The sequence below is a fragment of the Aquisphaera insulae genome (assembly GCF_011064615.1).
Taxonomy (GTDB): Bacteria; Planctomycetota; Planctomycetia; order Isosphaerales; family Isosphaeraceae; genus Aquisphaera; species Aquisphaera insulae.
On record NZ_JAALJH010000083.1, the window covers coordinates 19705 to 40987 of the forward strand.

The window sequence follows — 21283 nt, forward strand, 5'->3', positions numbered from 1 at the left end:
TGGTACTGCTGGGGCCGCGAGGAGGCCTCATGGCCGGTCCTCGCGCACGATCATGCATCTCGACGCATCCACCAGGGAGGGATCGATGCGAGCCAACGCGCCCCTGCACGGATTGACGGAGCTGGGGTTGCAGCCCGGCCTGCGGATTGGAGAGGCCGGAGACTCGGAGAAGTCCCGCGGCTGGGGGCTGTCTCTGGAGGCGTTCGCGGGCTGGCTGCTGGGGACGCCGCTCTCGGTCATCGCGGGCGGCACCTGCTTGCTCCTGTTCGCCGTCTGGCTGCCCCTCTATCTGGCCTGGCCCTGGTGGTCGGACCTGGACGCCTACGCCGTGCTGGCCCACTCGTGGGATTCGGGAGTGCGGCCGTACCGCGACATCTTCGCCTATAACTTCCCCGGGCAGATCTACGAGTTCTGGATACTCGGCAAGCTGTTCGGCTGGGCCAGGACGTGGCCGATCTACGCCCTCGACGCGACCATCCTCGCGGGCTTCGGCGGGACCATCGTCTGGTGGTCGCGTCGGGTCCTGGGCCGGGCGCTCCCGGGGTGGCTCGGCCTCCTCGCCTTCCTGGGCTACTACCTGAGCCTGGACTGGACGAACGTGGCCCAGCGTGACTGGCACGCCGCGTGTTTCGCGCTGATGGCCTTGATGAGCCTCCAGGCATCGCCCACGCGGCGGGCCGGAGCCGTCGCCGCGCTCTTCCTGGCGCTCGGGTTCTGCATCCGTCCCTACGCCATCCTCTTCCTCCCCGCGGTCCTCGTGGCCATCGCCGGCCGGCCGGGCGACGCCCGCGGGGCCGGATCCCCGGGGATCCGGGCCTCGGCGGCGTGGCTTGCCGCCTTCGCGGCCTTCGCCGCCTTGCTGTTCGTCCCGCTCGCCGCCGACCGGCTCGTCGGCGATTTCCTCCGGATGCTCGACATGGCCCGGTCGCATTACGGCGGACGGAGCGTCTCGACGACCTTCCGGAATGCCATGGGGCAGTTGTCCTGCGGCAACCTCGCGATCTATCTGGGGCTGGTCCTCGCCTGGCAGCGGGCCGATCGGCGGTATCGGCCGCTGATCCTCGCGTGGGGGCTGGCCACGGTCGCGGCGTTCGCGTACCGACTCGTCGCACCGTTCGACCACCTCTACCTGCGGCATCCGCTCCGACTGGTCCTCGCGGTGGACGTGGCCCTGCTCGCGGGGATCGCCCTCCGTTCGCTGGAGATCCCCGCCTCCGCCATGGTCTGCCTCATGCTGCTGCTGGCCGGCGCCGGGACCGCGATCTCCGGCCCCACGATCCACTGGTATCCCCACTGGACGGCCAAGGGGATCCGGGCCTTGCGGGCCGGCGTCGCGCCCGACAGGATGCCCCCGGGCGTCACGCTGTCCTATCCCTGGCACGACTATCAGGAGACCCTCGGATACCTCCGGACGAACACGGCGGCGACGACCCGGGTCGCGAACCTGCTGCGGGAGCGGTCGCCGGCCCTCTGCGGCCCGACGGCCCGCCTGCCGGTCTTCCCGGTCGATACCCCGTCGCTCGACTGGCTCTGGCTCAACTCGTTCCACACCGAGGCGGATTTCGTGGGGTTCCTGGAGCAGGCCGACGACTCGGTCGTGGTCTGGGCACCCGGCGAAGCCGCCTGGCACGACCCCCTCGAGAAGCCGTATGAGTCGCTCGCGCAGGCCGTGCGGCGACGCTATCGGCCGGCGGCACGGTTCGGCGGGATCGAGGTCTGGACGCGGATCCGGCAGGGTTGATCCGCCGCGACCGTCAGGAATCCACGGAAGGGACGGATATTCTCATGAATCGGCACCTGACCGGAACTCGAGTGCTCTTGATGGCGATCTGCGCGGCGACGGCGGCCGCCGCGATCGCGACGCTGGCCGTGCGGACGCGCTCGGTCCTCTCCCCCGCGGGCCTCTACGCGGCGACGTCGGGGGGCGAGCCGGTCTCGATGTACAACGCGATGAAGCTCCAGCGCGGGGTGCCGCTCTACCAGGATCCGCGCGATCCGCCCTTCTACCCGACGACGCTCTACAACGCCGGATTCTATGCCGTCTACGCCGCGGCGACCTGGCCCTGGCGGCATGATCCGGCCGCGGTCGTCCCCGCAATGCGGCTGGTGTCGCTCGGCCTGATGCTCGTCGGCCTGGCGGCCTCGATCGTGCTGGCAATTCGAGGATGGAACCGCCGGGGAGGCATGGAGTCGCCGGCCTGGGCCGGGACGTCGATGGCACTCGCGGGCGTCGCGACCGGCTTCGGCCCGCTGGTGGGTTGGTGGGCGCTGACGACACGGCCGGACATCGGGGCCGCGGCGTTCGCCGGCATCGGCCTGGTCGTGCTGCTCGGCCTGGGCGGCCGGCGGCCGGTCGTGGCCGCGGCGATCGCCGGCGCCTGCCTCGCCGCCGCCTGGTCGTTCAAGCAGTCGGCCGTCCTGATCGCCGCCGGCATGGTGCTGGCCGCGCTCTGGCAGCGGAGGTTCGCGGTCGCGGCGATGCTCGTGATTCCCCCGGCCGTGGTCATCGCCGCCTGCCTGACGCTGCTGGGGCCGGACTACCGGGCGAACGTCCTCTGGGCCACGTCGCTCTCATCTTTCTCGATTCGAAACATGACTCACATGGCGGCCCAGCTCGGCGTCAAGGGAGGGCTGCCGCTGCTGGCCTCGGCGGCCGTCCTGCCGTTCCTGAGGCGAGCAAGCTGGCTGAGGGCCGACGAGCGGACGACGCTCCTCGCCTGCTGGCTGACCACGCTGGCGGGAGGCCTCGTTACGTCGTGCCGGACGGGTTCGGAGGCGAACTACTTCTTCGAGCTCTGGGTCGTCGTCGGCCTGCTCGTGATGGCGGGCGTCCGCCTCCTCTGGGATGCGGCCGGGCCGGCCTCGGCGATGACGTCCCGGCGTTGGCTCCGGCCGGCGCTCTCCGCCCTGGCCCTGATGGCGGCGGCCTGGGCGGGCATGGACCTGCTCCGGATCGCCGGCGCGGGGGACGGCCGGCTCGGGCGTGTTCGGCTCGCCCTCGAGCCCGGGCAGGCGGCCGAGGTCGACCGCGCGGGCGAGCTCGCGAAGCGGACCGACGGGTTGGTCTATTGCCAGCCGGCGCTCTCCGGGCTGGCGCTGAACCCGACGTTCCCCGCCCCCATCTTCGACGACTACGTCTACTTCCATCGCCCCGCCGCCGAGCGCGGGCTGCTCCGCGGCCCGGGCCTGCGCGGGCTGCTCGAACGGCACGAGTTCCCGCTGATTGTCCTGGAGAACCGCAACGAGGAGATGCTGGCCGCCGCCCTCGCCGCCGGCTACGTACGCCAGCCCGGCTGGAACTACCTGGCCGTCCTCGAGCCGCCTTCATCCGCGACCCGAACGCCGGTCACCGCCATGATCCGAGATGGTTCCGTCGTCGGAGCCGGCTCCGTCCGGTGACCGGGTGGGCCCGGAACCGCGGATTCCTGATAGGATGGAAGGTCGCTGAGGGACGCGGATCGAGGGGCCCTTGAAACCATCGGGAGAACCTGGCCGTGAGCACGATCGCCGGACCCAGGCTGAGGACGCTGGAGGAACTCCTCGCGTACCCGGAAGACGGCGTGGATCGCGAGCTGATCCGCGGCGAGCTGCGGGAGAGACAGATGACAAGGCGGAATCGATGGCATAGCGTCGTGGAGAGTCGGATCGCCTCGATCTTGTGGGCCTGGCTGGGGGATCGATCGGAGCCCGGTGGCGAGATCGTCTCCGGGGAAGCCGGATTTGTCTTGCGCCGAGATCCGGATAGCTCGGTGGGGATCGACGTGGCCTATGTCTCCCCCGAGGTCGCGGCCGCCAAGCCGACCTCGCCCTACTTCGAGGGTCCGCCCGTCCTCGCCGTCGAGATCCTCTCGCCATCGGACACGCAGGAGGACATCGACGAGAAGATCGAACTCTACCTGGAGACCGGGGTGGCAATCGTCTGGATCGTCAACACCCGGCTCCGCACGGTCACGGTTTACCGCCCCGATGCCAGGCCAATCCTGATAAGCGGCGATGAGGAGCTGACGGCCGAGCCGCACCTGCCCGGCTTCCGGGTCCCCGTCGGCGAGATCTTCGGGAAATAGAGGCTCGGACACGACGGGACGCGAAGGTCGTCGCGAACCTTCCGCGTCCGTCGGTTGTCCTGGATTCGGCCGATTCGGTCGTGGTTTTCCCGACCAGGCGAGGAGTATCGACCATGGGCAAGATATACGATCAGATCGACGCGAGCCTCGCGCAGTTCCTCGAGAACCAACACCTGTTCTTCGTCGGCACGGCGCCAAGCAGCCTGGACGGCCACCTTAACATCTCCCCCAAGGGTCTGGACTCATTCCGGATCCTGTCGCCGACCCGGGTGGCGTATCTCGACCTCACGGGGAGCGGCATCGAGACCGTCGCGCACCTGCGAGAGAACGGTCGGATCAGCCTCTTGTTTTGCGCGTTCGAGGGACGGCCGCGGATCGTCCGACTCTACGGCGTCGGTCGGGCCATCGAGCGGAACGACGCCGAGTGGAGCAGTTTGATCGACCTCTTCCCGGCGCATCCCGGTGCCCGGACCATCATCGTCGTGGACCTCAAGCGCATCGCCGACGCCTGCGGCTACGCCATCCCGCGCTATGCGTACGAGGGGGAGCGGTCGCAGCTCATCGACTGGGCGAATCGCCAGGGCGATTCGGGGCTGGATGCTTACCGTTCCGAGAACAACGCCGCGAGCATCGACGGCATCCCCGGCCTGGCCCCGAGGGAGGAGGCCGCTCGATGAGCGAGGAAGCCGTCACCCTCCGAACCGTCGAGGCCGGCGACGAGGACGGGCTCCGCGACGTCCGCACGCTGATCCGCGCGTTCACCGCCGAGTACGACCATTGCTGCGGCGCCGTCTTCGCCGCCCAGGGCCTGGAGTCGGAGCTCGCCGGCCTCCCCGGCCGCTACGCCGGCCCCTCGGGCTGCCTGCTGCTGGCTTCCGATGGCGATGCTCCGGCCGGCTGCGTGGCGTTCCGCGACCTGGGCGACGGCGTCTGCGAGATGAAACGCCTGTTCGTCGCGAGGCCTTTTCGCGGCACCGGCCTGGGCCGCCGCCTCGTCCTCGCCCTGATCGCCGCCGCCGAACGCGCGGGCTACCGCCGGATGGTCCTCGACTCCATCCCCGACATGGCCGGCGCCGTCGCCCTCTACCGGAGCCTCGGCTTCACCGACGCCACCCCCTACTGGGACCACCCCGCCGGGCACGCGATCTTCATGGCAAGAGACCTCTCCAACCCGACCTGAACGAGGATTTACTACCACGGATGACACGGATAACACGGATAAAGAAGATAAACACATAAAGAAACAAATTATACTTTAATGTATTTTGATGGATCTATGGATTTCTATCCGTGCTATCCTCGTCATCCGTGGTAGTCAATCTTCATTCCGTGAGCGCCATGATCGCGTAGGCCGTGCCGGCATCCCGGACGAACTTGCCGACGTCTTCCTGCGGGTCCTGGGGATGGTTCAGGTAGACGACCGGCCAGGTGCCGTCGTCCGCCTGGTTCGTGGCGAGCCAGGCGAGCCCCCTGGCGAGACGTTCGTCCGTGACCGGTCGCCCGGACCGGCGGAGGGCCAGGACGACGAGCCCGGTCGCGTAGGCGTCGCTCACGGACCCGGCGGGATGGGCCCCGCGGATCTCCCAGCCGGCGGACTGAGGTTGGGACACGGGCTTGCCGAGATCCTTCGCACTCCATCCCCCGTCGGGCCGCTGGGCTTCGAGGAGGGCGGTGACCATCCGGCCCTTCTCGTCCTCCGCGAAGGTCCCCTCGAGGTGGCTCCCCGCCCACAACGCGAGCGCCTGATGGTGGAGCAGGGGGCTTGCCGCCAGCCGGGACCTGAGGAAGCCTCGGAGGGCGGTGGTCTTCGCCTCGATCTCCGGCCGCCGGCCGTTGGGGTAGGCGTCCCCGGCCGTTCCCGCCGCGACGGCCGCGAGCGCCGCGCCGAAGAACTCGGCCTCGTTCTCCCAGGGGCGGAGGCCGAACTCGAGCCATCGCCAGTTCCCGGACGCCTGCTGCCTGCCCCACATCAGGTCCAGCGCCCGGCCCGTCGGGGCTTCGACCTTGCCGTTTGTCCTCGGGTCGTTGACGACCAGCACCAGGGCGTTGAGCACGGCCTCGGTGTCGAGCGCCGACTCCCGGCGGGCTCCGGCATAAAGCGGGACGAACGGATCCTCCCCTTCCTTTTCCGGCGAAACGATCTGGTCCCAGTGCTCGACTCGCGAGCGGACGCCGCTTAGCAGTCGTTTCTGGGCCTCGGGGGCCGGTGCCTTGCCTCGCAGCCTGGTCATCGCCGGGATGGCGATCGCATAAGGCATCGACGAATGGCAAGAGACGCAGGCCGTCCCTCGCCCCCGCCTCGCGTCCGGCCAGTTGCTCCACCACTCGGCTCGCCCATCAAGATACGTCAGGGCGGCGCCGGAATCCCACGGCTTCCGCGGCTCGTCGGCGTTCGCGATTGCCACGCTTGCCGCCAGGATCACGACGACGACGCCGGCGGAAGTCTGCGCGAGTACTGCCGGTCCTAAGACGTTCGCTTTCACGTCTAGCCGATTATCGCGCACCCGAGATGTTTGGTGAAGGCGATGATTGGGCATTTGCGGCATATCGAGCATCTCAGCCAGTGACTTTAATTATTCCTTGTGGCTCTGTGTAGCACGCATGGCGTGATGAACTTAATCATTCAGGGGAAAGTCGGAATCCCTGACTGATGATTGTACCGGAGCTTCGCTTTCAAGTCTTCTTGCTAGACCGTGTTATGAACTTTAGTCCAGTGGCAGACGTAGGATAGGTATGATCACCCACAAACCCTATCCCAGCGATGTCTCCGACGCCGAATGGCGGTTCGTGCTGCCGTACCTCTGCTTGGTCCGCGAGGATGCCGCCCAGCGAGTCCATGACCTCCGCGACCTCTTCGACGGCCTCCGTTGGCTCTCCCGCAGCGGCGCCCCCTGGCGTTACCTGCCCGCCGACTTCCCGCCCTGGCCCGCGGTCTATCAGCAGGCTCGGCGCTGGATGGCCGCTGGCTGCTTCGAGGCCATCGTCCAGGACCTCCGCGCGATGATCCGCCTGGGGCAGGGCCGCAAGGCCCAGCCATCGGCCGCGATCCTCGACAGCCGGACGCTCCGCTCCACGCCCGAGAGCGGCGGCCGGGCCGGCTTCGACGGGTACAAGAAGACCAAGGGATCGAAGGTCCACATGGCCGTCGACACGCTGGGCCACCTGCTGGCGCTGAACGTCACCCCGGCGAACGAGCAGGACCGGGCCCAGGTCGGCCTGCTCTGCGAGGCGGTGCAGGCGGCCACCTGCGAGTCGATCGAGGTCGCGTTCGTCGACCAGGGCTACACGGGCGAGGCGGCGGAGACGGCTGCGGCCGATCATGGGATCCACCTGGAGGTCGTGAAGCTGCCGGAGGCGAAGCGGGGATTCGTGCTGCTGCTGAGGCGCTGGGTCGTGGAGCGGTCCTTCGGCTGGATGGCGCGGTTCCGTCGCCTGGCGAAGGACTATGAGCGGCTGCCCGAGGTGCTCGCCGGCATGAATTTCATCGCCTTCAGCTTCCTCATGCTCCGCAAGGCCGCTCCCCTCCTGGAATCAGGTTCATAACACGCTCTAGTCATGGAAGTGCGACCTCTGCAACGAAGGCTTCCCTCCACCTCGATCCCGCATCGAGTCCGACCAGTTTCAAACGGCTACCAGGTTCCAAACCATCTATAATTGATGCTAGTTGGCGAATTTCATGGATTTGTTGTCCATTCGCTTCGAGAATGAGATCTCCTGGGACGAACGACCATCTCTCATTATCATTATTGACCCGTCCATTCAGACGATCGATTCGGCTTGCTGGTGATCCTGGAGTGATTGCAAGAATTACGACGCCAAATCCGTAATTGTCGGAGAGCCAGGCACCAAAGCGGCTCCTCTTTGGCGAGAGAAGGGCGGCCGAGCTCCCTAGCGAGAAGGCTTGTGGAGTCTGTGAATCCTGTGCTCTAATCTTCCTGACGCTGTCCGGAGACATTTCTACTTTGCCGTCTATAACATCGCTCTTGTATCGGGTGAAATACCGTTGGGTGTTCTCGACGACAACTGGAAAGATTTCGTTCCATCCCACAACCCCGTCCTGGTTATTGTCGAGGATGCGTCTATTGATGACTTGGCCTCCACACATCGCATCGCAAAATCCAGCCGTGAAGAGCCCACCCCAATGTTGATGAAACCAACCAAACTCTCCCGCCCCGTCCTGTGAGAAATAGGATGCACCCGTGATGTCGACTACACCACGGCTTCTCAGGAAAAGATCCTCTAGAGTCTGGAAAAGTTCACCATCGACCTGAGGGGCGGGAGACACAGCTATCTGTGCCCTTCCTGAGCTACTGCAACAGTCGGATACGATGATCGACAACCCCGCACGCTTGCGAACAATTTCACCTCGGAGGCGGCTTCTGAGAAGATCTCTCCTTTGCCCTTCTCCGTGGGTGCTGAGAAAATGGCCGTAGTTGGGGTCGGTTGCCCCATGACCAATGTAATAAAACATGAGCGATTCATTCTGGTTGACGGTGCATTGGCGGATTGCGCTTACAATGGTTTCTGGGCTGACCTTCTCACGATCGATCGTTGTTGTGTGAATCCTTGCTTTTGTCCTTTCCAAGATAGAAATGAATTGTCCAAGTCTGTGCTCCGAAGTTTCCAAGCCCGTCAGATTGGAATTGGCATCGATCGCAACAATAATCCGTACTCCCAGGAGGTTTGATCGTTCTGGATCTTGGAATGCTTGAGCGCTGCATGATTCGAGAGCGACCGCTGCAGCTGCGGCCAGGCATGCGATTCTCAGCGAGAACATTGTGGTTCCTTGTGCGAAAGACTTGAATGACTCAAAGACGTGGAATAGTAAACTTGGTTGCATGTGGATGCTCGGGGCCTGCAATGAGCTGGTGAGATCGCTCCGAGTGGGTTGAACTCTCGGAGCGATGCGGATCGACTGTCCTCAGCGACCACGGCTCCTTCGCTGATTCAGGTTTTTCAGGCGTTCCTGCGTCATGGCGCGGCCTCTGTTGCCCTGGTACGAGTAGTGGGTCGCGGTTCCGCCATTGTTGTAGTAGAGGTACGAAGAGTCATTGCTGTAGGGGTTGACGACTCCGAGCCTCTGATTCGAGCCTGCCTGCTGCCGTCGGGCATCAAAGGCAGTAGTGCCGTTGGCTTGGCTCCTGGGCCCGGAGTTGACGATCCCGGGCCTCTGATTCGAGCCCGCGGAGCCGTTGGCCAGGCTCTTGGGCGCGGAGTCGTCGTAGACTATTGTGCCGCCCCTCGTCTGGCCCTTGCGAACCGAGGTGACGCTCTGAGCCTCAGCAACCGAACAAAGGCTCAGACCCAGGACCGGAATCGCGAGAATTGCCAGTCGTTTCATTGTCGACCTCTCCAAAGCTCTCCACTCACAAGCGCGGCGGACCGAGCGAGGCCGCCGGCTGGCCCCCGTGTTCCGGGGCCCGATCTTGAAGGAACGCACTATCGGGGAATCGCCTCCGACTTGGGCGGTTGTACCTGCATCACATCACCACTCTCGGGTTTCGCTGGGCATCATCCTGTAATGATTTGAGGAGAGGCCTTAGAGTAAACGCATGAAGACAGCATAAGAAGATAATAGAAGAATGACTGATTCGACCTTGTGGCCGAGAGCGGCGAATCGTTGGCGGCAGGTGATTGAGGAAGTCGGCATAGGCTGCCGGCTGGGCGCGGATGGGGACGCCGTGGGGGCCGTTGTAGGTGTAGATGGTGGCGTGCGGGAAGTCGTCGGTAAGGCTCCGGGCGCCGGCGGCGGCGTGGACGGTGTGGTCGATGGTGCCGAAGGCGGCGACGATGTGGGTCGTGGTCTCGCTCGGGCCGCTCATGGAGTTGATGAAGGCGGGGTTCGAATCGGTGTTTCGAGACACGAGCCTGAAGGCCGCGTCGCCCCGGTGGTCGTTCAGCCAGGCGGATAGGTCGGGAGGGCCGTAGAAGCTCAGCACGCTGGACACGTTCAGGCCCGGGTAACTCGCCAGCCGCATCGCGAGCGTTCCCCCTGCGCTGAAGCCGACGAGACCGATCGGTTGGCCCTTGCTGGCCCGGACGAGCGAGTTGGCCAGCCGAACGAAGGGACCGATCCCGTTCATGTCCGGATAGGAGACCTGTATCGGGGTGAATCCCCGTCGCGCCAGGTCGGCCGCGGCGCCGGCCGTCAGGGCGTTGGGGGGCGCCGCCGCATAGGCGTTGCCATTGAGCAGGAAGACCATCGTGGTCAGGGTGCGAGGCTCCATCTCCTCGAGGCGAATCGGAAGTCGATGGGTCACCCCTCGCGGCATGTCTCGAGTCCTCATGATGAAACGAACATTTTGGTTCCGAAGCCATCTCGCGTTGGCGCGTCGTTCGCATCATCTCGGCGCGCACCCCGATCGTCCGCCTCCTGAGGTGGCCACTTCAGGGCGACTCAGCCGGCACTGCGTCTCTGCTGGATCTCAAAAGGCTCAGGGCGATGTGGTTTCATGCCGTGCGCTCGGGTCGCCCCTCGGGCGTGGGCCGGCGTGCCAGGCGATGACCTCGACATCGCCCTCCGGCCCGTTACCGCAGGAGGCCAGGGTACGACCGTCGGGCGAGAAATCCAGGAAGTTGACCGGCCCCGAATGGCCCTCCAGGGTGAGAAGTTCCTGGCCGGATTCCGCGTTCCACAGTCGAACGGTGTGGTCGCGGCTTGCCGTGGCGATGGTGCGGCCATCCGGCGAGAAGACCAGGTCCTCTATGAGTCCTCGATGACCGATGAGGTGGAACCTCAACTCCAAGGAAGGATAATCCCAGACCATCGCATGTTCGGCGCTGGCGATCATTCGACCGTCCGGCGAAACGAGCAGGGTATCTGAATAGTCCCGTGGAAACGTCGCAAAGTCCGTTCGAGTCAGTTGCCCCTTCGTGATGTTCCAGGTGACCAACTGGGCCGGTCCAGTGGTGGAGGCAAGTGAATTGCGGACGGAGATGACCTCGTCGAGGGCCGTGAATGCCACGGCTCCATAGGGTTGCTCGCCCCCGAAGTTGGTCGCGGCGATTTCATGCCCTGCCAGGTCCCAGATGTGGACACGACACGATTGATCGAAGGCGGCGATGCGGGATCCGTCGGGCGACCATCTCGCCAGTTCGACCATCCCCTTGTCGCTGACAAATGGCGATCGCTCTCCGGTCATGTCGTGAATGGCAAGCTGCTGGCAAGCTCGATCTTCGGCCTTCTCCCGACACGATATCGCCAGATGGAGCCCGTGAGGGGCCAGAAATGACCTTAAGTAGGATGATGGGTTCAACTTGCGTCGGAGGACGTTCGACGAACCCGTGATCGGATCCCATGCCATCACAGCGCCGGCGCTGGTTGAAACGAGGATTCGGCTTCCATTTTCAGAGAAGACGATGGAACTACAACTACCCAAGTTTCCCTGGCCCTGCCAACGGAAGACGGGATAGTTCATTCGTCTTTGCGTATCCCAGATTCGGACTGTACCGTCGGAACTCGACGATGCCAGGCGGTGGCCGTCGGGCGAGAAGGTCACGCTCCAGATCCGGTCGGTGTGTCCATGGAGTAACTCTCGACTACCGTGGCTCGGCAGGTCCCAGAGCTGGACCGCTTGACTGAAATCGATAGCGAGGGTCTTTCCATCAGGGGAGAACGACAGAGTGTTCGCACGCTTTCCCGGTCCTTCCAGTGTTTCGATGACTTGCCAGGTGGTCGTGTCATAGATGAGAGCGTGAGTGTGGTCGCTGCCCGTAACCGCCAGCATTCGGCCGTCGGGGGAGAATGCGAGGCAGAGGCCCTGGCCGTTCACTTCAATAGCTCTTGAGAACCTCATCCCGGGATCGGTGAGATCGTAGAGCATCACGCGTCCCGCGACCACGCTCCCCTTGAGGCGAGCGCTTTGGGCCAGGATCTTCCCATCGGGCGAAATGGCCATGGACTCAGCAACCAGAGTTTTCTGGAACTGGGACCAGCATCCCTCCGAGACAGAAGGATCCGCTGCGTTCCTTCGCACAAGCAGGCTGTCCCGATTCATGCCGATGATGTGTCGGCCATCCGGGGTGAAGGCCGCGCCGACTTCTTCCCCGAGGTGGTTTGCGATGATTCCGAGGCGCCGACCCGACTGGGCATCCCAGACGCGAATGACCATGTCGTCCCCGGTCGTCACCAGCCGGCGACCTTCCGGAGAGAATCGGACATCGTTGGTGTCACCCTCGTGGGCATGGAGAACGCGACGAAGTTCGTGCGTCTCCGCGTCCCAGATCCGTACCCTGCCATCGGCGCCGGCGGTGGCGATGGACTTGCCGTCGGGGGAATACTCGACGTGATAGACGTCGCGTCCGCCATGAGCGATCCAGCTCGCGATGCCCGCATCCAGGAGGTTCCGGAGGTAGTACCACTCGAAACCGCGGAGATCCTCCTCTCCGGAAGCGGCTGTAAGTCGATCGAGGAGTTCGCGGGCCATCACCGTCTGCCCGGACCTGCTCAGGAATGCGGCGCGACGGATATCGGCGGCGTACTGGACGAGGCGGACCTGCCGGTCGCGACGTCGGATGACCTCATCCTGCTTTCGCGTGAGTAGCTCCTCCGCGCGACGGGTCCGAGAAGCCTGCCAGAGGCTGGCGGCCGCAAGCGACAGGAGCATGAGGAGGACCGTCACTCCGACGAGTGCGGCGTGATGTCGGCGGGCGAACTTCCGGCTCCGATACCAGATCGACGGCGGTCCGGCGGCGAGGGGGCGGCTCTCGAGATAGTGGCGGATGTCCGAGGCGAAGGCGCTGGCGGATTCGTAGCGGCTGCGGCGGTCCTTCTCCAGGGCCTTCATCACGGCCCAGTCGAGATCGCCGCGGATGGACCGACAGAGCTTGCGCGGGTCGGCGTCGCGACGGGCCGCGATCGCGGCGAGCTGCGAGTCCTGTCCCGACGTCGATCGGCCCAGGGTCTGGAGGCGGCGGCTGGGGGTGGGCGGGTCGTCCTCGCGGAGGATCCGGCGGACCTCGTCGAACCCGGCGGAGCGGAGGGTCGCGGGCTCGAACGGGGCCGTGCCGGTCAGGAGCTCGTAGAGGAGGACGCCCAGGGAGTAGACGTCGGAACGCGTGTCGACGTCGGGACCGCTCCATTCGGCCTGCTCCGGGCTCATGTAGGCGGGGGTGCCCATGACCTGAACGAAGCCGGTGAACAGGGTCTTGTCGGTCAGCGCCTGGTCCCCCATCGCCTTGGCGATGCCGAAGTCGATGACCTTCGGTTCGGGGACGCCGTCGGTGGTGGCGATCAGGACGTTCGTCGGCTTCAGGTCGCGGTGGATGATCCCCTTCTGGTGGGCGTGCTGGACGGCCCGGCAGACGCGCTCGAACAGCTCCAGCCGGTCGCGGACCGGCAGGTTGTGGCGGTCGCAATACTCCGTGATCGGGACGCCCCGGACGAGCTCCATCACGAAGTAGGGGCGGCCCAGCTCCGTCGTGCCGGCGTCCAGGACGCGGGCGATACCGGGATGGTCCATCAAGGCCAGGGCCTGCCGCTCGGCCTCGAACCGGGCGATCACGCGGCGGGTATCCAGCCCCGGCTTGATGACCTTGAGCGCGACCATCCGGCGGACGGGCGACTGCTGCTCCGCCATGTAGACGACGCCCATGCCCCCCTCGCCGATCACCTCCCGAAGCCGGTACGGGCCGATCATCGAGCCGAGGGCCGCCGGCGTATCGGCCGGGGCAGGCAGGGGGGGCGTGTCTCCCCAGGTCCGGCCCAGGACGTCGAGCAGGCCCGCGGGCAACTTGTGGGAGTCCAGCAGGGATTCGACCTGGGCACGGAGGGCCCCGTCATCTCCGCAGGCATCGTCGAGGAACCGCGGCCACTCGTGGGGCTCGCACCGCTCGACGGCTTCCAGGAATATCGACTTGGCTCGGGCCATTTCCGCGCTCACGGTGCGGTCCTCGGATAGCTCGCTGTTGAGCCATGCGAAATCCGCCGCGGGAATGTCCACGAAATCGCGGAGAGGCTATCCGCGACGATCCGCGGGCCCCTCGTCGCGGAGTCGGGCGTTGAGCCAGGCTCGGGCGTAGGTCCACTGCTGGTAGGCACCGGCGCGGGAGATCCCGATGATCTCCGCGGCCCGTTCGACCGAGAGCCCCGCGAAGACTCTCAGCTCCGCGACCCGGGCCGCGTCCGGGTCCTCGGCGGCCAGCGCCCTGAGGGCGTCGTCCAGGTCCAGGAGCTCGTCGAGAGATCCGCCGAAGGGCCGATCGGTCGCGCCGAGGTCGAAGTCGAGCTCGATCCGCGTCCGGCCGCCGCCGTGCTTCTCCGCCCCCTTGCGGCGGGCGTTCTCGATGAGGATCCGCCGCATCGCCTCGGCCGCCGCGGCGTAGAAGTGGCCCCGGCCGTCCCAACTGGGGGCGTCCCCCTCGCCGGCCAGCCGCAGGAAGGCCTCGTGGACCAGCGCGGTGGCCTGGAGCGTCTGCCCGGCCTTCTCCCCGGCCAGCTTCCGCGAGGCGAGCAGCCGGAGCTCGTCATAGACCAGCGCGAGGAGCCGCCCGGCCGTCTGCTTCTCGATCGTCCCGCTCATGGGAACGGCCTGCGCGGCATCGCTCATGAGGCCATCCTCCGAGAGGCTGAGGAGCGTCGTACCGGAGGTGAACTCGCGGTTCTTGTGCTCAGGATCCGGCCGGCCGGCGACGAACGGGATCCGGTCGCCGGCCGGGTGGGGACGTGCTTGCCGTCCTGAGAAGAACGATAGCAAGGCACCCGGCCGGCGCCAACGGCCTCGATCGCGGCCCGGTCCGTTCAGCTCCTCCAGAACCCCGCGTGTTCCGTGGGCCCGACCTGGATGTGGAAGTGATCGCGGTGATGCGTCCGCAGGCCGGTGTTGGGATGGTCGGGGTGGATGATGAAGCGACTCTCCTTGCCGATCGAGGTGGGGCGGGCCTGGGGGCTGGCGGTGTCCTTGCCCTCGATGGCGGCGGTCTGGTAGATGTCCGCGAAGACGCGGGAGGCGTAATCGACCTGCGCCGGCATCTCCAGGGTGCGCTTCATGAAGGCGTCGGGGTCGTCGGGGAGCGCGATCCGGTAGTCCGTCTGCTCGAACCCGTCCGGCCACTGGGGATAGCGCTGGCCCTTCTTGTACCGGTGCTCGCGGGTGGCCGGGTTGATCGGGCCGAAGTCCGCGGGCATCGTCACCGGCTGCTTGCCCCAGTGCTTCAGGACCGTGATGTCGTATCGCCCCCAGCCGACCTCGCCCCCCACGCCCGCGAGGTCGAAGGCGCGGCCCCAGTGGTGGGCGTTGTTGCCGCTGTGGTTCTCGTCCCCGCCGAAGCCCAGGTCGTAGAGCGTGGTCGCGCCCCAGCGGGTGCGTAGCATCTCGCAGAGCCACGCCAGCAGGACGAGGAACCGCGGGTCGAGGTTCCGCAGCACCCCTCGTCGCACCGTGCCGGCGATGTCCGACGCGGCCGTGAACTTGCTGATATACAGCACCTGAAGCCCGCTGATGATGTCCGGCCGGATCGAGAACATGCCCGTGTGCGCGGCGCTCGACCCGCTGCCGGCGGGGGGCTCGGCCGGGGGCGTCACCACGACCTTGCCGTCGGCGTCGCGAGCGGCCGTGAACTGGTCCAGCACCGAGTCGTCGAGCTGGAAGTAGTTCTGGGCGGCCAGGCCGAAGACGAAGTCGCGGGCCTGGGTCCACGACAGGTCGCGAGCGGCGAGCGCGAACGCCATGGCGGGGAGCGGAGCATCCCGGATGAACTGCCTGGCCGCCTGGAGCTTTTCCGTCCGCGAGACCGCTTGGGGATGGGACATGATCCCGACTCCTGCGAACCTGTACGAGGTGTCGACGACCGGACCGTTGCGGTACAACCTCAGGGCCTCGCCACGAGGAGGCCGGTCCAGCCCTTGAGACCTTATCGACGATCCAGGCGGCGACCGGACACGAACCGGATCCTGGAGGACGCGCACGCGATGCTCGACAATCCGATCTGGAGCTCACTCACGACGAACCATGCCGGTTTCGCCGTCGGCGACGGTCTGGCGCGGAGGTTCCCCCCTGAGGTGGCCCCGTTCCTCGGCATACCCGAAATCGGCCCGTCGAGCCTCGCGGCGATGGCCCGTCTGGCGGAGCCGGGCGAGCGACTGACCATGGTCGGCCTGATACCCGACGATCCTGCCGGCTGGACGATGGAATCGAGGGGGGCCGTCTCCCAGTTGGTCTTCGACGGGGATCGAAAGGACACCGAACTGGACGCGGAAGCCCTCGCGCTCGGGCCGGAGGACGTGCCCGACATGCTCGCGCTCACGGGCCTCGTCTACCCGGCCTACTTCCGCCCGAGGACCCACGAGCTGGGGAGCTACCTCGGATTCCGCCACGAGGGAGCCCTGATCGCCATGGCGGGGACCCGGATGTGGCCGGGGACCTTCCGCGAGATCAGCGGCGTCTGCACGCACCCGGACTTCCGCGGCCGGGGCCTCGCCGGCCGCCTCCTCGCTCGTCTCGTCGACCAGATCCTCCACCAGGGCCTCACCCCGTTCCTCCACGTCGACGCCGGGAACGCCGGCGCCCGGGCCGCCTACGAGAAGGCCGGCTTCGCCTGGCGTCGCGACCTCCCCCTGGCCAGGCTGAGGCGAGAGGCCCCCTGATCGACCGGGCCCCGGCGGAAATCGGCCCGCGGCGGCTTGCTTGACATGCAACCGTTTGGTTGCATAATGGGGCGATGGAAGTGGATGAAGACAGGGTCTTCCGGGCGCTCGCGGATCGGGGCCGTCGCGAGCTGCTGGATCGTCTGCATGCGGAGAACGGGCAGACGCTCGGGCAGCTCTGCGAGCGGATGGGGATGACGCGCCAGGCGGTGACGAAGCACCTGAAGGTGCTGGAGGGGGCGGACCTGGTGGTCCCGATCCGGCGGGGCCGGGAGAAGCGGCATTACCTCAATGCGGTGCCGATCCAGGAGATCGCCGATCGCTGGATCGGGAAGTTCGAGCAGGGGCGGCTTCGCGCGCTCGCGGACCTGAAGGAAAGGCTGGAGGGGGAGAACGATGGCTGAGTCGCGATTCGTCTACGTCACGTACATCCGGACGACGCCGGAGAAACTCTGGCGGGCGCTCATCGATCCGGAGTTCACCCGCAAGTACTGGGTCGAGACCGTGCAGGAGTCGGACTGGAAGCCGGGGTCGTCCTGGAAGATCGTCGCGCCGGACGGCCGGGTCGCCGACCGCGGCGAGGTCCTCGTGATCGAGGATCATCGGCGGCTCGTGATCTCGTGGCGGAGCGAGCTCTTCCCCGAGGCCCATGCGGAGGGATTCTCGCGGCTGACCTACGAGCTCGAGCCGAAGGGGGAACGGGTCAAGCTCACCGTGATCCACGAGATGGACCGGCCCGAGTCCAAGCTGATCGGCATGGTCTCGAGCGGCTGGCCGGCGATCCTGTCCAGCCTCAAGAGCCTGCTGGAGACGGGAGAGGCCCTGGAGGAGACGAGGACCTGGCCGGAGGGCCTATGACGGGGCGCTGCACTCCTTGAGATCTTCGGACGCCGGGTTTAGCCTGCAAGGATGCCGGGCCGCCGGGATCGCTCGCCGTCTGATCGACTCGACTCGGCTCGACGCCATGAATCAGGATGCTCGTCATGAGGATCGTCTGCCGGTCGGGATCGCGTGCCAGGACGTCCTTCTCGTTGGTGGCCCTCTCGATCGCCTCGCTCGCGACGGTGGCCCGCGCCCAGGTCGCTTCGGAATTCGGGCCGCGTGGGGAGGTCGTTCGGCTCGGCGCCGGGCGGACGACCTACCTCGAGAACCTTGGCGTCGCCCTCATCAAGCCGGGCTGGGACGGGAAGCTGGCCGAGCAGGGCGGCGGCTCCGCGGATGGCGTGCGGGTCGAGACGAAGGGGGACACGACGCACTACGCGGCGACCTGGGATGTTGCCGGTATGCCCGTGCGATTCCGACAGGCCGTGAAGAAGGCAAACGACGGCGTGGCGATTGATTATGAGATCACGCCGACTCGAGCCCTGAAGACCGAAGCCGTCCTGCTCGAAGGGAGTCTCCCCGTTCCGGCGCATGCCGGGAAGACGCAGTTCTACGTCGCGGGCGATTCGCCGGCCCGCGGAACCCTGCCGGCAGCGTCGCCCACGGACAACCACGTCCTCGCGGGGACCGACGAGGCGGAGTGGATCGGGTTCGGGGACCCGGGCGGGTCCGCGCTGCGGATCGAGACGCGGGGCGTCCGGATCCAGCTCCAGGACAACCGGAAGTGGAACACGCCGGCCTTCGGGCTCCTCCTGATCGCGGGGGGCGGCACGCTCGAGGCGGGCAAGCCCATCCGCTTCGGCATCATCGTGCGAGAAACCTCCGCCGAACGCCTCCTGGCGGATTCGAAGGCCGGCGCGGAGGGCGAGCTCGCCCGGCTCGGGCAGGCCGACGACCGGCCGCTGGCGATCCGATCCTTGAAGCTCGATCGCGACGTCGTGTCGACATTCACGGCGGTCGACCTGGTCGCGGACGTCGCCGCGACGTACGACAACCCGTTCGATCCGGAGCAGATCGCCGTCGATGCCGAGGTCTCGGCACCGGACGGATCGAAGCTCGTCGTCCCCGGGTTCTTCTTCGCGCCGATGCGATCGGAGTCGCGGTCGAGCCGCGAGCGGATCGTCCGGGACGGCCCGCCGGGCTTTCGCGTCCGGTACGCGCCGGCGATGGTCGGGACGCACCGGATCGCGCTCGTCGTCAAGGGCCGGGGCGGGACCGTCCGCTCGGCGCCCGTGGAGCTGAAGGCGGAGAAGGGGGCCTCGCACGGCTTCATCCGGGTGGCGAAGTCGAACCCACATTACTTCGCGTTCGACGACGGCACGCCCTACTTCGCCGTGGGCGAGAACGTTTGCTGGTCGTGGGGGCGGGCTCCGCTGGCGATGTACGCCGCCTGGTTCAAGGCGCTCGGAGGCGCCGGAGGGAACTGGGCGCGGCTCTGGCTGTCGAACAACGAGAAGGGGCTCGAATGGACCCCCGCGCCGACGCCGAAGGCCGGCAGCGGATCCTACGAGGGCCTCGGCCGCTACGAGCTGGGCAACGCCTGGCAGCTCGACGAGGTGACCCGGCTCGCCCGCGAGAACGGCGTCCGGCTGATGTTCTGCCTGGGCACCTACGGCGAGTTCCGCGACGGCGGCTACTTCAACGAGGGGATGTGGGTCAGCAACCCCTACAACGCGAAGAACGGCGGCCCGTGCGCCCGCCCGGAGGACTTCTGGACCAACCCCGAGGCGAAGCGGCTCTACAAGCGCAGGCTCCGCTACCTGATCGCCCGCTGGGCCGCCGAGCCGACCCTCTTCGCCTGGGAGTTCTGGAACGAGATCCCCGAGTCCCCCGCGGAGGTCGCCTGGACGGCCGAGATGGCCGCATACCTGAAGCAGCACGACCCCTACAAGCACCTCGTCAGCAACACCTACGGGACGGCCCCCACCTGGAAGCTGCCCGACGTCGATTTCTCGATGGCTCATATGTACGGCAAGGCCGGCGACATCGCCGACTTCACCCGGATGATCGAGCGCGAGACGCGTGCCCATCTCGGCTTCGACAAGCCGTACATCCTGGCCGAGTTCGGCATCGACTGGCAGACCGGCGACGAGAAGTGGGACGCGACCCGGACCGGCCTGAACATGCACAACGGCGCCTGGGCCGGCGTCATGTCCGGCGGCGCGGGGACGGCCATGCTCTGGTACTGGGACAGCTACGTCCACCCCGCCAACCTCTATCACGTGCTCACCCCGCTGCGGAAGTTCACGGACTCGGTGAGCTGGCCCACCACGGCCTTCCGGCCGATCGACGGCCTCAAGGTGGAGTACACTCGCCAGCCCCCGGAGCGGCACGACGACCTGACCATCCCGGCGACGGTCGAGTGGGGCAAGTCCTCGTCGAATTCCTACACGGTCCTCCGCGACGGGACCGTCCGGGGCGAGCCCGTGGCGATGACGATCGGCGGCCCGTCGCGGGGCAACCCGCACGAGCTGTTCACGACGCTGACGTGGCACCTGGACATGCCCGAGGCCGGCAAGGTGCTCGTCCGCCTCGGCGACGTCTGCACGCGTGCGCGGCTCCGGGCTTCGGTCGACGGCGCGGTCGTCCTCGACCGGGCGCTCGAGGCCGGGCCCGAGGGGAAGGGCCCCTGGAAGAAGGCCCGGTTCGACAAGCAATGGAACATATGGGTTTCCGACTATGCGGAGGACATCGCCATCGAGGTCCCCGCCGGCCGCCACGAGCTGACGCTCGCGAACGTGGACGGGGACTGGATCCAGCTCCGCTCCCTGACGCTCCCTCGATACCGGACGATCCAGGCCCCGCCGCTGCATGCCCTGGGCCTGGGGAGCGACTCGCAGGTCCTCCTCTGGCTCCACAACACGGCGAGTACCTGGCGGTCCGAGCACGACGGCAAGATCATCGAGCCCGCGGAGCATCTCCGCGTCAACGTGCCGGCGGCGGATGGCGTCTGGCACCTCGAATGGTGGGACACCTTCCTCGGCGAGGTCACCCGGCGCGAGACCGTCCGCGCGAGCGGCGGCGTGCTTCCGATCGAGCTGCCGAGGCTCCAGAAGGACGTGGCGGTGAAGGCGAGCCGGTGAGGTCGTTCGGATCACGCCCAGTCAGCAGACCACGCACCGCAGGCCGAGGTGCTTCTGGAAAGCGTCGAAATCGCGGTCGTTGTGCAAGAGCTCGAGATCATCCAGGATGCAGCGCGTGGCGATGATGGTGTCGATCGTCTTGCGAACCGTGACGCCAAGTGAGCGCAGGGTCCGGAAGTTCCTCGCCGCGGCGACGGCAACGTCAGCGCCTCCGAGGGAGATGAGTGGCAATATGGATAGCGTTCGACGGGCCTCGTTGAAGCCCCTTCCCGTCGTGCAGCCCTGGAGGACCTCGGTTAAGATCAGGTCACCGATGGCGAGCGGAGCGACGGCGAGAAGGGAATCCAGCTTCCGGACCTGGAGTGTGGACGTCCCGCGGAGGTAATCGATCCAGACGCTGGAATCGACCAGAATCATGAGTCGCGCCTCATGCTCTCGAGATCACCTTCCCAGGGAATCTTCCCGCGGAGGCGACGGATCTCCTTCTGTCTGCCGAGTTGTACCAGGGTCCTGAGGGCGAGCTCCACGGCCTCTCGCTTGGTGCGGACACCGGAGACCTTGAGGGCCTCGGCCATGAGCGTGTCATCGATCACGATGTTCGTGCGCATGTGTAAGCTCCGTTTGGATAATACACATTGTGGGAGCCGGGGTCGAGTGTGTGAAGCTGTAAG

Annotated in this window: 19 protein-coding genes; 10 read left to right on the forward strand and 9 right to left on the reverse strand. The window is 66.6% G+C overall.

The features are described from left to right. Positions 1-85 precede the first annotated feature (85 nt). The 5 genes from G6O54_RS29590 (at position 86) to G6O54_RS29610 (ending at position 5244) form a co-directional block, all read left to right on the forward strand. Positions 86-1741, forward strand: coding sequence for a hypothetical protein (locus G6O54_RS29590; RefSeq protein ID WP_165231794.1), 1656 nt, complete (start codon positions 86-88; stop codon positions 1739-1741). 80 nt (positions 1742-1821) lie between these two features. Then, positions 1822-3399 (forward strand): hypothetical protein, encoded by a 1578-nt coding sequence (locus G6O54_RS29595; protein ID WP_165231797.1) that lies wholly within the window; start codon positions 1822-1824, stop codon positions 3397-3399. 95 nt (positions 3400-3494) lie between these two features. Further along, the gene (locus G6O54_RS29600) at positions 3495-4064 is read left to right on the forward strand and encodes a Uma2 family endonuclease (RefSeq protein WP_165231800.1); all 570 of its coding nucleotides are present in this window, start codon (positions 3495-3497) and stop codon (positions 4062-4064) included. 113 nt (positions 4065-4177) lie between these two features. Continuing rightward, the gene (locus G6O54_RS29605) at positions 4178-4741 is read left to right on the forward strand and encodes a pyridoxamine 5'-phosphate oxidase family protein (protein ID WP_165231803.1); all 564 of its coding nucleotides are present in this window, start codon (positions 4178-4180) and stop codon (positions 4739-4741) included. Next, a complete protein-coding gene (locus tag G6O54_RS29610; protein ID WP_165231806.1) occupies positions 4738-5244 on the forward strand; it encodes a GNAT family N-acetyltransferase in 507 nt (168 codons plus the stop codon). The genes G6O54_RS29605 and G6O54_RS29610 overlap by 4 nt, the downstream gene beginning before the upstream one ends. A gap of 142 nt (positions 5245-5386) precedes the next feature. On the opposite strand, the gene G6O54_RS29615 is transcribed toward G6O54_RS29610, so the two are convergent. Continuing rightward, positions 5387-6547, reverse strand: a complete 1161-nt coding sequence (locus G6O54_RS29615; RefSeq protein WP_165231809.1) for a prenyltransferase/squalene oxidase repeat-containing protein — start codon at positions 6545-6547, stop codon at positions 5387-5389. Positions 6548-6797: 250 nt separating this feature from the next. Between G6O54_RS29615 and G6O54_RS29620 the strand changes: the two genes are divergently transcribed. Beyond that, positions 6798-7607 (forward strand): IS5 family transposase, encoded by an 810-nt coding sequence (locus G6O54_RS29620; RefSeq protein ID WP_165231812.1) that lies wholly within the window; start codon positions 6798-6800, stop codon positions 7605-7607. 10 nt (positions 7608-7617) lie between these two features. Here G6O54_RS29620 and G6O54_RS29625 read toward each other — a convergent pair whose 3' ends face one another. From G6O54_RS29625 to G6O54_RS29650, 6 genes are all read right to left on the reverse strand, one after another. Then, positions 7618-8841, reverse strand: coding sequence for a PDZ domain-containing protein (locus tag G6O54_RS29625; protein ID WP_165231815.1), 1224 nt, complete (start codon positions 8839-8841; stop codon positions 7618-7620). A 144-nt stretch (positions 8842-8985) separates the two neighbouring features. Next, a complete protein-coding gene (locus G6O54_RS29630) occupies positions 8986-9405 on the reverse strand; it encodes a hypothetical protein (RefSeq protein WP_165231818.1) in 420 nt (139 codons plus the stop codon). 139 nt (positions 9406-9544) lie between these two features. Next, on the reverse strand, positions 9545-10336 hold the full coding sequence (locus tag G6O54_RS29635; RefSeq protein WP_165231821.1) for a dienelactone hydrolase family protein: 792 nt from the start codon (positions 10334-10336) through the stop codon (positions 9545-9547). A 162-nt stretch (positions 10337-10498) separates the two neighbouring features. Next, positions 10499-13933, reverse strand: coding sequence for a protein kinase domain-containing protein (locus tag G6O54_RS29640; protein WP_165231824.1), 3435 nt, complete (start codon positions 13931-13933; stop codon positions 10499-10501). A gap of 87 nt (positions 13934-14020) precedes the next feature. Continuing rightward, on the reverse strand, positions 14021-14611 hold the full coding sequence (locus tag G6O54_RS29645; RefSeq protein ID WP_165231827.1) for an ECF-type sigma factor: 591 nt from the start codon (positions 14609-14611) through the stop codon (positions 14021-14023). A gap of 191 nt (positions 14612-14802) precedes the next feature. Then, a complete protein-coding gene (locus tag G6O54_RS29650; RefSeq protein WP_165231830.1) occupies positions 14803-15813 on the reverse strand; it encodes a hypothetical protein in 1011 nt (336 codons plus the stop codon). A gap of 93 nt (positions 15814-15906) precedes the next feature. Between G6O54_RS29650 and G6O54_RS29655 the strand changes: the two genes are divergently transcribed. The 4 genes from G6O54_RS29655 (at position 15907) to G6O54_RS29670 (ending at position 20612) form a co-directional block, all read left to right on the forward strand. After that, positions 15907-16647: a GNAT family N-acetyltransferase gene (locus G6O54_RS29655; RefSeq protein WP_250847156.1), complete on the forward strand. Its 741-nt coding sequence runs from the start codon at positions 15907-15909 to the stop codon at positions 16645-16647. 74 nt (positions 16648-16721) lie between these two features. After that, the gene (locus G6O54_RS29660) at positions 16722-17051 is read left to right on the forward strand and encodes an ArsR/SmtB family transcription factor (protein WP_165231832.1); all 330 of its coding nucleotides are present in this window, start codon (positions 16722-16724) and stop codon (positions 17049-17051) included. Beyond that, on the forward strand, positions 17044-17505 hold the full coding sequence (locus G6O54_RS29665) for an SRPBCC family protein (RefSeq protein WP_165231835.1): 462 nt from the start codon (positions 17044-17046) through the stop codon (positions 17503-17505). The genes G6O54_RS29660 and G6O54_RS29665 overlap by 8 nt, the downstream gene beginning before the upstream one ends. 125 nt (positions 17506-17630) lie before the next feature. After that, positions 17631-20612, forward strand: a complete 2982-nt coding sequence (locus tag G6O54_RS29670) for a DUF5060 domain-containing protein (protein WP_165231838.1) — start codon at positions 17631-17633, stop codon at positions 20610-20612. Positions 20613-20633: 21 nt separating this feature from the next. Here G6O54_RS29670 and vapC read toward each other — a convergent pair whose 3' ends face one another. Then, complete coding sequence (gene vapC / locus G6O54_RS29675) at positions 20634-21029, reverse strand: type II toxin-antitoxin system VapC family toxin (RefSeq protein ID WP_165231841.1); 396 nt, start codon at positions 21027-21029, stop codon at positions 20634-20636. Next, the gene (locus G6O54_RS29680) at positions 21026-21220 is read right to left on the reverse strand and encodes a type II toxin-antitoxin system VapB family antitoxin (RefSeq protein ID WP_165231844.1); all 195 of its coding nucleotides are present in this window, start codon (positions 21218-21220) and stop codon (positions 21026-21028) included. Before G6O54_RS29680 ends, vapC begins: the two co-directional genes overlap by 4 nt. Positions 21221-21283: the final 63 nt, after the last annotated feature.